The 13,169-nt window shown below is 34.6% G+C and carries 12 protein-coding genes; 9 read left to right on the plus strand and 3 right to left on the minus strand.

Features of this window, described 5'->3' with window-relative positions:
- The first annotated feature begins 91 nt into the window (after window positions 1-91).
- From ACNRYB_RS22890 to ACNRYB_RS22905, 4 genes are all read left to right on the plus strand, one after another.
- Window positions 92-793, plus strand: coding sequence for an SIR2 family NAD-dependent protein deacylase (locus tag ACNRYB_RS22890; RefSeq protein ID WP_473728873.1), 702 nt, complete (start codon window positions 92-94; stop codon window positions 791-793).
- On the plus strand, window positions 790-1,482 hold the full coding sequence (locus tag ACNRYB_RS22895) for a sterol desaturase family protein (protein ID WP_473728874.1): 693 nt from the start codon (window positions 790-792) through the stop codon (window positions 1,480-1,482). Before ACNRYB_RS22890 ends, ACNRYB_RS22895 begins: the two co-directional genes overlap by 4 nt.
- A gap of 69 nt (window positions 1,483-1,551) precedes the next feature.
- Complete coding sequence (purB, locus tag ACNRYB_RS22900; RefSeq protein ID WP_066033777.1) at window positions 1,552-2,898, plus strand: adenylosuccinate lyase; 1,347 nt, start codon at window positions 1,552-1,554, stop codon at window positions 2,896-2,898.
- Window positions 2,899-3,067: 169 nt separating this feature from the next.
- Window positions 3,068-5,305 (plus strand): cation:proton antiporter domain-containing protein, encoded by a 2,238-nt coding sequence (locus ACNRYB_RS22905; RefSeq protein WP_129745056.1) that lies wholly within the window; start codon window positions 3,068-3,070, stop codon window positions 5,303-5,305.
- Window positions 5,306-5,489: 184 nt separating this feature from the next.
- Here the strand turns inward: ACNRYB_RS22905 and ACNRYB_RS22910 are convergent, their stop codons facing one another.
- Together ACNRYB_RS22910 and ACNRYB_RS22915 are read right to left on the minus strand one after the other, a co-directional pair.
- Window positions 5,490-6,128, minus strand: a complete 639-nt coding sequence (locus ACNRYB_RS22910; protein ID WP_290967008.1) for a peroxiredoxin — start codon at window positions 6,126-6,128, stop codon at window positions 5,490-5,492.
- A gap of 112 nt (window positions 6,129-6,240) precedes the next feature.
- Window positions 6,241-7,152: an AEC family transporter gene (locus ACNRYB_RS22915; protein WP_473728875.1), complete on the minus strand. Its 912-nt coding sequence runs from the start codon at window positions 7,150-7,152 to the stop codon at window positions 6,241-6,243.
- A 106-nt stretch (window positions 7,153-7,258) separates the two neighbouring features.
- Here ACNRYB_RS22915 and ACNRYB_RS22920 point away from each other — a divergent pair, with 106 nt between their 5' ends.
- From ACNRYB_RS22920 to meaB, 5 genes are all read left to right on the plus strand, one after another.
- A complete protein-coding gene (locus ACNRYB_RS22920) occupies window positions 7,259-7,825 on the plus strand; it encodes a Crp/Fnr family transcriptional regulator (protein ID WP_473728876.1) in 567 nt (188 codons plus the stop codon).
- A gap of 58 nt (window positions 7,826-7,883) precedes the next feature.
- Window positions 7,884-8,348: a DoxX family protein gene (locus tag ACNRYB_RS22925; RefSeq protein ID WP_473728877.1), complete on the plus strand. Its 465-nt coding sequence runs from the start codon at window positions 7,884-7,886 to the stop codon at window positions 8,346-8,348.
- 148 nt (window positions 8,349-8,496) lie between these two features.
- Window positions 8,497-8,904 carry an RrF2 family transcriptional regulator gene (locus ACNRYB_RS22930; protein WP_343708057.1) on the plus strand — a complete coding sequence of 136 codons (408 nt, stop codon included), beginning with the start codon at window positions 8,497-8,499 and terminating at the stop codon, window positions 8,902-8,904.
- Between the two features lie 57 nt (window positions 8,905-8,961).
- The gene (locus ACNRYB_RS22935) at window positions 8,962-9,603 is read left to right on the plus strand and encodes an NAD(P)-dependent oxidoreductase (protein ID WP_473728878.1); all 642 of its coding nucleotides are present in this window, start codon (window positions 8,962-8,964) and stop codon (window positions 9,601-9,603) included.
- Between the two features lie 321 nt (window positions 9,604-9,924).
- Window positions 9,925-11,022, plus strand: coding sequence for a methylmalonyl Co-A mutase-associated GTPase MeaB (gene meaB / locus ACNRYB_RS22940; RefSeq protein ID WP_473728879.1), 1,098 nt, complete (start codon window positions 9,925-9,927; stop codon window positions 11,020-11,022).
- Window positions 11,023-11,205: 183 nt separating this feature from the next.
- Here the strand turns inward: meaB and ACNRYB_RS22945 are convergent, their stop codons facing one another.
- Entirely contained in the window at window positions 11,206-13,143 is a 1,938-nt protein-coding gene (locus ACNRYB_RS22945; RefSeq protein ID WP_473728880.1) for an LTA synthase family protein, read from the minus strand.
- Window positions 13,144-13,169: the final 26 nt, after the last annotated feature.

Here is a 13,169-nt window from a genome sequence, read left to right on the forward strand (position 1 = left end):
TCTTTTATCTAAAAAAGTATAGCTACTCCTTACTATTTACTAAGCATTTAAATAAAGAAATCACTATTTTTATCTTTTAATAAAACTAAGAATGAAAAAGAAACTTGTTGTTTTAACAGGAGCAGGAATCAGTGCTGAAAGCGGTATAAAAACTTTTCGCGACAGTGATGGTTTATGGGAAGGACATGATGTGATGGAGGTTGCCACGCCAGAAGGCTGGCATAAAAATCAAGAGCTGGTTCTAGATTTCTACAATAAAAGACGCCAACAGTTAAAAGAAGTAAATCCGAATTTGGGTCATATTATTTTGGCTGAATTGGAAAAAGATTTCGAAGTGCAAATTATCACTCAAAATGTTGACGATCTTCATGAACGCGCAGGAAGCACAAACGTTTTGCATTTGCATGGCGAATTGCTAAAAGTAAGAAGCACTCAAAATAAAAACCTGATTTTAGATTGGACTGAAGATTTGCTAACAGGAGATTTCGATGCAAATGGACATCAATTGCGCCCGCACATTGTTTGGTTTGGTGAAGAAGTTCCTGCACTTGAAGAAGCTATTGATATTACAGAAACCGCAGATTATTTTGCTGTAATCGGGACTTCTCTGCAAGTTTATCCAGCAGCGGGATTAATTGCTTACACACCAAGCACTACACCAGTTTTTTATATTGATCCAAAACCTATTTCGATTCCGAATCTTCGAAATAAAGTTGAAACGATTGCCAAATTTGCTTCTGAAGGAGTTGCCGATTTAAGAGAAAAATTACTGGATTTAGAAAAAACAACATGATTTTTGAAAGCTGGTTACAGCAACTAACTCAATTTAATCTATTCTGGCTCTTTGTTTTCTTTTTAATAGAAAACTCTGCGCTGGTCGGTTTATCTGTTTTAATTGGAAAAATGCTGGAACCAGAAAACACCTTTTTAAAGAATAAAGATCGAAAATGGGTTCTTTCTACACTTCTTTGCAACACATTCATCACTTTAATCGGTTTTGAATTGTATCGCTGCGGAATTATGAAAGTAGACTTTTCAGCATCTATTAAACTAATTATTTTTGATACACTTCTGTTAATTCTTCTGATGGATCTTTTCATGTTCATTTTTCATTTCCTGGTTCATCATTTAAAATGGCTTTACCCAATTCATAAACTTCATCATACACATATCGAAACCAACGTTTACAGTTTATATGTTCTTCACCCAATAGAAACTTTAGGTTTTGGTTTTATATGGCTGTTTTTAATTACGATTTTGAAGTTTAATTATTTAAGTATCATTATTTATCTGGTTCTAAATCTTTCTTATGGAATATTTGGACATTTAAAAAAAGACATATTTCCTTCTTTTTGGTACCGCAATTCCTTTACAAAATGGATTTCTACCACGAAATTTCATAATGATCATCATAAAAATGAATCTCACAATTACGGTTTTTACTTTACCATTTGGGATAAAATTTTCAAAACCATGATTTAAGCTCAAATATAGCTTTCAGAAGTTTTAACAATACCTTATATTTGCACCTTTCGAAAAAACAACATCACAATGACTACTCTAAACGAATTGAATGCTATATCGCCAATTGATGGAAGATATAGAAATAAAACTCAAAATTTAGCACCTTTCTTCTCTGAAGAAGCTTTAATAAAATACCGTGTTTTGGTTGAAGTGGAATACTTCATTGCTTTATGCCAAATTCCGTTGCCTCAGTTGCAAGGTATTGATTCTAGTTTATTTGAAAGCTTGAGAAACATTTACAAAAACTTCTCAACTGAAGATGCTCTTTGGATTAAAGAAACAGAAAAAGTAACCAACCACGACGTAAAAGCGGTTGAATATTTTATTAAAGATGCTTTTGAAAAATTAGGTTTATCTCAATACAAAGAGTTCATTCACTTCGGATTAACATCTCAAGACATTAATAATACTGCCATTCCGCTTTCTACAAAAGAAGCGTTTGAGCAAGTTTATATGCCAACTTTAATTGCCGTAATTGCAAAATTAAAAGAATTAAGCGTTGAGTGGAAAGACATTCCAATGCTGGCACGCACACACGGACAGCCTGCTTCTCCTACACGTTTAGGAAAAGAGATTTTGGTTTTCGTAGAGCGTTTAGAAGAGCAAATGCGTTTGTTATTCAACATTCCATTTGCAGCTAAATTTGGAGGAGCAACAGGAAACTTTAATGCACACCACGTAGCATACCCGCAAATTGACTGGAAACAATTCGGAAATAAATTTGTTGAAACTGATCTTGGTTTAAAACATTCTTTCCCAACTACTCAAATTGAGCACTACGATCATTTTGCTGCTTTCTTCGATGCTTTAAAAAGAATCAACACGATTATCATTGATTTAGATCGCGATATTTGGACGTACGTTTCAATGGATTATTTCAAGCAAAAAATCAAAGCTGGAGAAATTGGTTCTTCTGCAATGCCGCACAAAGTAAATCCAATTGATTTTGAAAACTCAGAAGGAAACTTAGGAATTGCAAATGCTATTTTTGAACACCTTTCTGCAAAATTACCAATCTCAAGATTACAGCGTGACCTAACTGACAGTACTGTTTTACGTAATGTTGGTGTTCCTTTTGGACATACAGTTATTGCTTTTGAAGCTACTTTGAAAGGATTAAATAAATTGCTTTTAAACGAAAGTAAATTTGCTGAAGATTTAGAGAAAAACTGGGCAGTAGTTGCTGAAGCTATTCAAACTATTTTACGTCGCGAAGCATATCCAAATCCTTACGAAGCTTTAAAAGGATTAACAAGAACTAATGAAGCGATTGACAAAAATGCGATTCATAACTTTATTGCGACTCTAGAAGTTTCAGATGCCGTTAGAGCAGAATTATTGGCTATAACGCCTAGTAATTACACAGGAATTTAAGAAAAATACCAAATATTTTACCAAAAAAAGCTATCTTTATCGAGATAGCTTTTTTTTATTAAATCCAGAGGCAAATCCAGGTTAGACTCCTTTTATTTTAATAGGAGCCAATGAATTTCATTTGAAATAAAAAGCTGGATCAGCCGCTAAAAAAATACCACGTTTTTATATGATTGCATTAAATGCCGCTGCGGAAACTTCACACCACTTACAACCTTTAATTAGTGATTTAGGATTAATCCTGATGACCGCCGGAATCGCCGTTCTATTATTTAGAAAAATGAAACAGCCTTTGGTTTTGGGCTACCTAATCGCAGGATTTTTGGCCGGAAACCATTTTGATTTTTTCCCATCTATAACCGACATGAAAAGTGTCGAAGTTTGGGCAGAAATTGGGGTTATATTTTTACTTTTTAGTTTAGGACTCGAATTCAGCTTTAAGAAACTAATGAAGGTTGGAGGGACTTCATCTGTCACCGCCATAACCCAGATTTTGTTTATGACCGTAATTGGTTATGCAGTCGGGCAATGGATGGGCTGGGGAAAAATGGACAGTATTTTCTTGGGAGCAACACTTTCTATTTCGTCTACAACCATTATCATCAGAGCTTTTGACGAATTGGGCGTAAAAGGAAAAAAGTTCGTTGGAATTGTTTTCGGGGCTTTAATTGTCGAAGATATTGTGGCCATTCTGATGCTGGTTTTGCTATCAACTATTGCTGTGAGCGATCAGGTTTCGGGAACAGCATTATTACAATCTGTTTTAAAACTTATTTTCTTTTTAATTATCTGGTTTTTAGGGGGAATCTTTATTATTCCAACTATTTTCAAAAAAGCTAAACATCTGATGACAGATGAAATGCTACTCATCATCTCATTAGCATTATGTCTAATGATGGTAATTTTTGCTTCAAATGTTGGTTTTTCTCCAGCTTTAGGTGCTTTTATCATGGGATCTATTATTGCTGAAACTACGATGGCAGAAAAAATTGAACATTTAATTCAGCCTGTAAAAGACTTTTTTGGCGCTGTTTTCTTTGTATCAGTCGGAATGTTAATTAATCCTGTAACATTGGTAAATTATGCACTTCCTGTTGCTATAATTACTTTATTGACCATATTTGGAAAAGCCTTTAGTTCTTCTATCGGAGCCTTGATTTCTGGTCAGCCCTTAAAACAATCGGTTCAAACGGGAATGAGTTTGGCACAAATTGGAGAGTTCTCGTTTATTATTGCTACTCTCGGAATGTCATTAAAAGTTACAAGCGATTTCTTATACCCAATTATTGTGGCTGTATCTGCCATTACCACGTTTACAACTCCGTTCTTAATTAAATATTCGGAAGGATTTGCTTTATTTTTAGAAGCAAAAATGCCAAAAAGATGGGTTAAAAATATTAACCGCTATAGTGTGAATGCGCAAGCCATTAAGTCTGTCAGTACTTGGCAGATTGTACTTCGCTCTTCGATTACGCAAATTATTCTTCATACTATTATTATTACGGCCATTATATTATTGTCTTCCAAATTTGTAGCGCCATTGGTTGCCGACACAAGATTCGGAAATACTTTAGCGGCTTTACTGACATTGGTTGTAATTGCACCATTTTTATGGGCACTTTCGCTCCGTCGTGTAAAAGTTGATGAAGTCGAAGCGCTATGGGAAGAACGCAAATACCGCGGTGCACTTTTAATGCTAATCCTGATAAGAATGAGTCTTGGTTTATTCTTTGTCGGATTCCTATTGAATATTTTCTTCTCTCCTTTAGTCGCTTTCGTTGCGCTGATTATTGCAATTGGAGCGTATCAAATTTTCCCTAAAAAACTAAATGAGCAATACCATAAAATTGAAAATCACTTTTTGAAAAACCTCAACGATCGCGAAAACAAAAAGATCGACAGAAGATATGCCAATTTAATGCCGTGGGACGGACACATGTCTTTCTTCGAAATTAAAAAAGAATCCAATTTAGTGGGGCAGACTTTACAGGAATTGAAGATTCGTGAACAGTTAGGAATCAACATTGCCTACATTAAAAGAGGAGAAGTCACAATTCCGATTCCTACCAAAACAGAACGTCTATTTCCAGGCGATGAAATTTGCGTAATCGGAACTGATGCACAAATCGCAGAATTCACAAAATTCTTAACTCAAAACGAAACAGAACCTCCTACAAAAGTAGAAGAAACCGATATTGTTTTGCGTCAGCTTGAAGTTTCTCAAGACGAATTCATTCAAAAAAGTATTGGCCAATTCAGAGCCAAAACAGACGGAATGGTCGTAGGAATTGAGCGAAACGGAAACCGTATCCTAAATCCAGAATCTAGTTTGATCTTAGAGAAAAATGATATTCTGTGGGTTGTAGGAGATAAAAAAAGAATGAATGCTTTGTTGGCAGCCAAGTAAGTTTTTTAAAGATGCTAAGGTTCTAAGGCGCTAAGATTCTAAGTTTTTCTATAAAAGCGTTGAGATTTTCAATTTATGAAAATTTCAACGCTTTTATATTTTCTTTGTTTTTCTTAAAAACAAAAAATGCTAAAATTCTAAAAAACTTAGAACCTTAGCATCTTAGTATCTCAGAACCTTAAAATTATTTATTCGGCTGCGGTGTCAAACGCAAATAAGGTTTAATTGGCGTATGACCTTTTGGAAATTTTGCTGGAATATCGCTATCTGGAATTGCAGGCGCGATTACCACATCTTCTCCATCTTTCCAGTTTGCTGGCGTTGCAACACTGTAATTTGCTGTTAATTGTAAACTGTCAATTACACGAAGTAATTCGTCAAAATTTCTTCCTGTTGAAGCTGGATAAGTCAGCGTTAATTTGATTTTTTTATCTGGTCCGATAACAAAAACCGAACGCACTGTAAATTTATCGCTTGCATTTGGATGAAGCATATCGTATAAATTAGCTACTTTCTTATCCTCATCGGCAATGATTGGGAAATTTACTTCTGTATTTTGAGTTTCGTTGATATCTTTAATCCACTCTTTATGCGAATCTAAACCGTCTACACTCAGAGCAATAACTTTAGTATTTCTTTTTTTGAATTCTGGCACATAGTTCGCCACTGTTCCCAATTCAGTTGTGCAAACTGGCGTAAAATCTGCTGGATGAGAAAATAAAACACCCCAAGAATCTCCTAGCCATTCGTGAAAACTAATTGGTCCTTGCGTAGTTTCTGCTTGAAAATCTGGAGCTATATCGCCTAATCTTAATGTTGACATAATTTATATTTTTTAGTTCCTCTAAAATTAACCAAAAAAAGCATATAGAAAACATCGATTTTCTTAAAAAAAGTTAAAATTCTACTTTTTCGATATAATTAGTATTTTACTCTTAAATAAAAGTAAGAATGAAGTACCAAAAAGCAAGCGTTATAAAAGAAATCGGGATTCCGAAGCCAATCATCATACTGCTCAATTTTGGTTTTAATCCGTATGTTGAAGCTAAGATTGCGCCCGTTATCATTGGCGCCATGGCGGTTTCCATGATCGTAATTTTTATAACTTCAGAATGCTGATTAAAAATGAAAACATAGAGCACAAAAATTATAAAAGGAATCAAAAGCAGTTTAAAGAAAAGTCCAAGTCGTAAAAATTTCCAGTGCTGGCTTTTTCGATCAAAAGTCAATTGCAAGCCAACAGAGAGCAAAGCTAAAGGTGTTACTAAACTTCCGATTTTCAGTAATACAAATTGGATATTTTCATTTAAATTATAATCGGAAATATTCATCAGGCATGCCAAAACAAACATCAAAAATGGCGGAAACGTGATAATCTTTTTGAAAATCCCTAATGCGTTCGGACTTCCTTTAGAATAAAAAGCCGCTGTAAAAACGCCAAGTGTAGAAACTACTACAAAAGTTCCTGGCTGATCAACTAATACAGCCGTTTCCAAACCTTTCTTTCCGAATAAAGCCTCAATAATCGGATATCCGAGAAAAGAACTGTTACTTAATCCTGCCGTCAAAATCAAACATCCAATCAATTTATTAGACCAGCCATTTCTTCTTCCTAAAAAATGAAAAAATATAAAAGCCAAAATATAAGTAACCCACCCTGCTCCTATAGGAAATAGCAATTCGCTACTCCATTTTATTTTCGGAATGTGATATAAAGTAATCGCAGGAAGGCAGAAATAAATAACAATTTTATTGAGCGTCTTATAGATATGAGTGGGAAACTGTTTTACGTGCTGCAAAACTAAACCTAGCGAAAGAAAGAGAAATATTAGTATAAAGTTGTTCATATCATGGCTTCAAGACAAAAGTAGGAAATTATAAATTGATGGACTGAACAAATTATCCTCTCTCTTTGAGTTTTTTGTTACTTTTAATATGTAATTCTAAAAATCTATGCAGCAAATAAGGGATAATCTTGAACTAATGACCAAACTTTCTGATGAAGATTGGAATATCTTTTCGTCAAAACTCATTCGACAGGAATTTCCAAAGAAAACTGCAATACTTCAAACTGGTCATATAGAAAATTATCTTTCCTTTATAGAAAAAGGAGTTCTTAGATATTATGTTCCTTCCGAGAATAAAGATTTGACCTTTACTTTTGTATTTGATGGCGAATTTACAAGTGGCTATGATTCATTTATTACCAGATTACCTGTAAACTATACAATCGAAGCGCTTTCTGACACCATACTTTGGCGCGTTTCATATAATGATCTTCAAGACATTTATGCCAAAACTAAAATTGGCAATACCATTGGCCGATTAGCAAGCGAAGATTTATTTATTAAAAAATCAAAGAGAGAACTGTCTTTGCTAAACGATTCTGCTGAGCAGCGATATCTTAATTTATTCACAGAGCAACCGCATTTAATACAAAAAATTCCGCAAAAATATCTTGCCTCTTACATTGGCATTACTCCACAAGCTTTAAGCCGAATCAGAAAACGAATTTATTAACCCAGGTTCATTGTTTTAGCTTTCTTTACTGCGCAACTTTGTACAATAAAAAAAAGATATGGAAACCTTAATCGTGCTTTTTGGAGTTTTTATCGCGACGCTGCTTATTATTTGGCTCACCACTAAACGGTTTGAATTAGCATTTGCTGGCAGAGTCGCTATGGCAGTTATGCTAGTATTTACTGCTATTGCTCATTTTGTTTTTGCTAAAGGAATGGCAATGATGATCTCTTTTTTGCCTTGGGCAAATACTATTGTTTTAGTTACAGGAGTCATAGAATTAATTGCAGCAATTGGATTGCTACTCCCGAAAACCAAAGTCCTTACAGGAAAACTGCTGATTTTATTTTTTATTTTACTGCTTCCAGCTAACATCTATGCCGCAATCCACAATATCAATTTACAGACAGCCGACTATACTGGCAAAGGTTTATCGTATTTATGGATCAGAATACCAATGCAACTTCTTTTTATAGCATGGGTATATTTTTCTTCACTAGGAATCAATCAAAAATCAAAATAGTCAATTCGAAAAAAGCACATCTTTAATATGAATGACGTGCTTTTTCCATTAGTATATTTTGTAATTTTAATTGCTATAATTAATTTTTAGTTAAATTAGTGTTTTGTGTTACAAAAAGATGTAAATTTGTAACATATTTTATTACAGTATGATTTCAGGTAAATTTGCCATAACGATTCACATTCTTACTTTGCTCCATAAATTCCCCAATGATTATTTGTCATCGGAATATATTGCGGGCAGTATTAATCTAAATCCTGTTTTGGTTCGAAAAGAAATTGCCAACCTAAAAGCACATCATATTGTAGAAAGTAAAGAAGGAAAAAATGGCGGTACCAAATTGGCAGTTAACGCTGCTGATCTGACTTTAAAACAAATATTCGAAATGACCTTTGAAACGATTGGTTTAGGTTTCGCAAAAAATCAGCCGAATCCTGATTGCCCTGTTGGAAAAAACATCAATCAGCATTTGGAAGCTTTGTATAGCGAAATGAATCAAAATGTCAGCAAACAGCTGGAGGGAATTTCATTGGAAGATTTTTCGAATCAGTTTTAAAACTATTTTTTTAATCTAAACTGTAACATTTTTTATTACTAAATAAATTTATATATTATGAAAATCGCACTTATCGGAGCTACAGGATTTGTTGGCTCAGCAATTTTAAACGAATTAGCAGACAGAAAACATGAAATTACTGCTATTGCAAGAACTCCAAAAGATACGGCAAATGCTACTTGGGTTGCTGCAGATATTTTTAACGTTGACGCTTTGGCAGAAATCTTGAAAGGTCATGATGCAGTTGTGAATACCTACAATCCAGGTTGGACTAACCCTAATATTTACGATGACTTTTTAGCAGGTTCAAAAGCTATTCAAGAAGCGGTTAAAAAATCTGGCGTTAAACGTTTCATCACAATCGGTGGCGCAGGAAGTTTATATGTTGCTCCAGATTTACAGGCTGTTGATACTCCAGATTTTCCAAAAGAGATTTTTCCTGGTGCCAATGCAGCGAGACATTATTTAAATATCATCAAAGAAGAAAAAGATTTGGATTGGGCATTCTTTAGTCCTGCTTTCGAAATGCACGCTGGAACTAAAACAGGAAGAACTGGAAAATACCGTTTAGGCTTAGAAAATCCTGTTTTCAATGACGAGCAAAGAAGTATTTTATCTGTAGAAGATTTAGCGGTTGTAATTGCTGATGAAGTAGAAACTCCAAAACATCACCAAGTTAGGTTTACGGCTGGATATTAATTTTTAAAGATGCTAAGTTGCTAAGGCACTAAGATTCTAAGTTTTTTTTCAGAACTTTTCGCAAATGCGATGTCTTCCTGAGCGAAGTCGAAGGACACACAAAGTAATTCCGCAATACCATTTAGACCCGACAGGTTTTAAAACCTGTCGGGTCTCTTTGCATGTAACCAATCTTTATCGAGCTACTTGCGTGTCCTTCGACTTCGCTCAGGAAGACAAAAAAGCTAGAACAAATTCGTGCTAATTAGTGTACTTCGTGGCAAACTAACTTTTTGAAACTGTTTTTGTTTTCTGTACTTTTACATTTCTAAAAAGTGCGTTTTGTCAAATTCTAATAAACAAACTGGCAGCATATCCGAAAAAGCTGGAATTTCACCTCCCGAAATCACCAACATTTCGGCTATCAATCAAATTAAAAGCAAACGCAGGCAACAACCCACTTCTCAAGAATTAATTGATGGTATATTAGAAGGAAACCGAACTTCTCTCAGTCGCGCGATTACTTTAATTGAAAGCACCAATCCGGACCATTTTGATAAAGCTGGCCAAGTTATTCAAGGCTGTTTATCTCATGCCAATAAATCAATTCGCATTGGAATTACAGGCGTTCCAGGTGTTGGGAAAAGCACTTTTATCGAGGCTTTTGGAAAACACTTGACAGAATTAGGAAAAAAAGTCGCCGTTTTAGCGGTTGATCCTAGCAGTTCGCTTTCGCACGGAAGTATTCTCGGCGACAAAACCCGAATGGAAGAATTGGTGAAAGATGAAAATGCTTTTATTCGTCCAAGTGCTTCTGGAGAAACTTTAGGCGGTGTAGCTCGCAAAACCCGAGAAACTATCATTCTTTGTGAAGCCGCAGGTTTTGACACTATTATTATTGAAACCGTTGGTGTAGGCCAAAGTGAAACTGCCGTTCATAGCATGGTCGATTTCTTTTTACTTTTAAAGATTTCTGGTGCTGGCGACGAACTTCAAGGCATTAAACGCGGCATTATGGAAATGGCAGATGCCATTGTCATTAACAAAGCTGACGGCGATAATGTAAAAAAAGCAAATCAGGCGAAAGTAGAATTTAATCGCGCTTTGCATTTATTTCCTTCAAAAAAATCAAATTGGCAACCGAAAGTAACTACTTGCAGTTCGTTGACAAAAGATGGAATTCCTGAAGTTTGGAACACTATTTCTGATTATTTTGAAATGACGAAAGAAACTGGGTTTTTCCAAGAAAAAAGAAATGAGCAAAATCACTTCTGGATGATGGAAACCATCAACGAACAACTGAAACAGAATTTCTATAATCAGCCTGAAATAATTTCGCTTTTAGAAAAAAACAAAAAAGCAGTGCAAAACAATGAAATTTCATCGTTTGCAGCTGCTGCTGAGTTATTAAAATTATATTTTGATAAAGGCTCAAAGTGACAAAGGTGCAAAGTAGAAAAAAGTCGCTTTGCTCCTTTTAATTCCTCAACAATCTCAATACACAATCTTGTCTGTTCGAGCGGAGTCGAGAACCCGCAAAGCATTTCAATTTCACTAAAAAAGAAAAAGGTCCAAAGTAAAACCTTTGAACCTTTGAACCTTTGTCACTTTACACCTTTGAACCTATTTTTTAGGTCTAAGCTTATACTTACTTTCTTTATACAAATTTCCTGCTGTAATAACGTGCGCTAAAGCATCTTTTGCTAAATCTTCGTTTAGTTTTACAGGAATTAAAGTGGTATCGTTTTTAATTTCAAATTGAAGTGGTTTCAAATTGGGTTGCATGATCACCACTTGGCTTTCTACTCTAAATGCATTGATATCATTAAACTGCATAATTGATCTTCCTTGTACTTTCGGATCTAGTTTAGTTAGATTTCGTCCTACCATTGGTGTTTCAAACGGCATACCCAAATATCCTAATAATGTCGGCGGAATATCAATCTGACTTGCCAGTCTATCATAAATAGCTCCTTTTGGAACTCCTGGCCCCATGATAAATGCTGGAATATGGAATTTATTGATTGGAACTAAATTTTTACCATACGTTCTGGTATTGTGATCTGCAATTACAATGAAAATTGTATTTTTAAAATACGGTTCTTTTTTAGCCATTTCAAAGAATTTTCCAATAGAGAAATCAGCATATTTCATGGCATTGTTTACCGTATTAGGCTTTTTATCATAAGGTTTAATTCTTCCTGCCGGATATTCAAAAGGTTCGTGATTTGAAGTCGAGAACATTAAAGAGAAAAACGGTTTATCGCCTTTTGATTTAAAATACTGATTGGCTTTGGTCACCAAATCTTCATCAGAATAGCCCCAAGTTCCTTTGAAAGCATATTTATTTCCATCAGAATCAAAATCAGTTTGGTCCACAATGTCTGTAAAACCATTTCCGTTGAAAAAAGAAGCCATGTTGTCAAAATTGGCCATTCCGCCATAAATGAAACTGGTATCGTAACCTTTTTGTTTTAATGCTTCCGCTAAAGTAAAAAATCCTTGCTGTGAGTTTCCAAGCTTTACAACACTTTCTGATGGCGAAGGCAAAAATCCGGTCACAACCGCTTCAATTCCACGAACGCTTCTGGTTCCTGTGCAATACAAATTGGTGAACAAAGTTCCCTCTTTAGATAATTTATCAAATTCTGGAGTTAATGGTTTTCCTCCTAAAATCCCAACATATTCTGCACCTAAACTTTCTTGTAAAAAGATAACTAGATTGTATGGCTTTTGCACAACAGAATCTGGCTGCTGTACGTGCAAAAACGGAATATCTTTATCGGTAAAATCATTTGGCCCAGCAATCATGTATTTTTTCACACGAGCAATCGCTTCGGCTTCATCCATTTTACCATACATTTTGGTATTTCCTTCATTTTTGATGGAATACGCCGCAAATGCAACCGTATAAAATGAATTTAATCCTAAAGTATTCGTTAATTGATCTGTTGAGAAAACAGCATTACTGGCATTAATAGGTCGTTTTGAAGTTAGACTCGAACGTGCTCCAAAAAACAATAAAAATGCCACTAATGGAAAAACCATTAATTTGAATTTGTAATCTGCGCTGGTTGTATTAAAATATTTTTTTCCCTTTTTGAAAGCAAAATAAATCACAACTCCCAAAATCAAGAATGTCACGATGATAGAAGTCAGATAACTTTTCAAAAGCATTCCAACCACTTCTTTCGGATAAATAAGATAGTCTAAGAAAATCTTATTCGGCCTTGTATCATATTGTTTGACAAAATCTGGCGAAGCTAATTCTACAAAAAGAATTAAAAACAGGAATAGAAAACTATAGATTACCAAAAATTTGTTTGTGAATTTTATCCACTTATTTGGCAAAAAAGTAATCAAAACCGCTGGCAAAAAAGATAGGTAGCAAAGTAATATCAAATCCATTCGGAGCCCGATTGGAAAAATATACCAGAAATCTGGTGTCTGCTCTACTCTTTCTTTAAAAAGAAAAAACAAAAAGATTCGGCTTAGAGTGGTTATCAATAATCCGATTGCTATAAAATTTAATATAGGCCTTAAAAAAGATAATTTCTTCATCAATAAAAAATATTAAGAACGTAAAA

It is taken from the genome of Flavobacterium sp. CR10 (assembly GCF_055814415.1).

What these genes read in the sequence shown, in the direction of transcription:
- ACNRYB_RS22915 (WP_473728875.1), bottom strand. Translation starts at nt 7,152, where the DNA reads ATGAACAACTTTATACTAATATTTCTCTTTCTTTCGCTAGGTTTAGTT.
- ACNRYB_RS22935 (WP_473728878.1), top strand. Translation starts at nt 8,962, where the DNA reads ATGAAAATCGCACTTATCGGAGCTACAGGATTTGTTGGCTCAGCAATT.
- purB (WP_066033777.1), top strand. Translation starts at nt 1,552, where the DNA reads ATGACTACTCTAAACGAATTGAATGCTATATCGCCAATTGATGGAAGA.
- ACNRYB_RS22930 (WP_343708057.1), top strand. Translation starts at nt 8,497, where the DNA reads ATGATTTCAGGTAAATTTGCCATAACGATTCACATTCTTACTTTGCTC.
- ACNRYB_RS22945 (WP_473728880.1), bottom strand. Translation starts at nt 13,143, where the DNA reads ATGAAGAAATTATCTTTTTTAAGGCCTATATTAAATTTTATAGCAATC.
- ACNRYB_RS22890 (WP_473728873.1), top strand. Translation starts at nt 92, where the DNA reads ATGAAAAAGAAACTTGTTGTTTTAACAGGAGCAGGAATCAGTGCTGAA.
- ACNRYB_RS22910 (WP_290967008.1), bottom strand. Translation starts at nt 6,128, where the DNA reads ATGTCAACATTAAGATTAGGCGATATAGCTCCAGATTTTCAAGCAGAA.
- ACNRYB_RS22895 (WP_473728874.1), top strand. Translation starts at nt 790, where the DNA reads ATGATTTTTGAAAGCTGGTTACAGCAACTAACTCAATTTAATCTATTC.
- ACNRYB_RS22920 (WP_473728876.1), top strand. Translation starts at nt 7,259, where the DNA reads ATGCAGCAAATAAGGGATAATCTTGAACTAATGACCAAACTTTCTGAT.
- ACNRYB_RS22905 (WP_129745056.1), top strand. Translation starts at nt 3,068, where the DNA reads ATGATTGCATTAAATGCCGCTGCGGAAACTTCACACCACTTACAACCT.
- ACNRYB_RS22925 (WP_473728877.1), top strand. Translation starts at nt 7,884, where the DNA reads ATGGAAACCTTAATCGTGCTTTTTGGAGTTTTTATCGCGACGCTGCTT.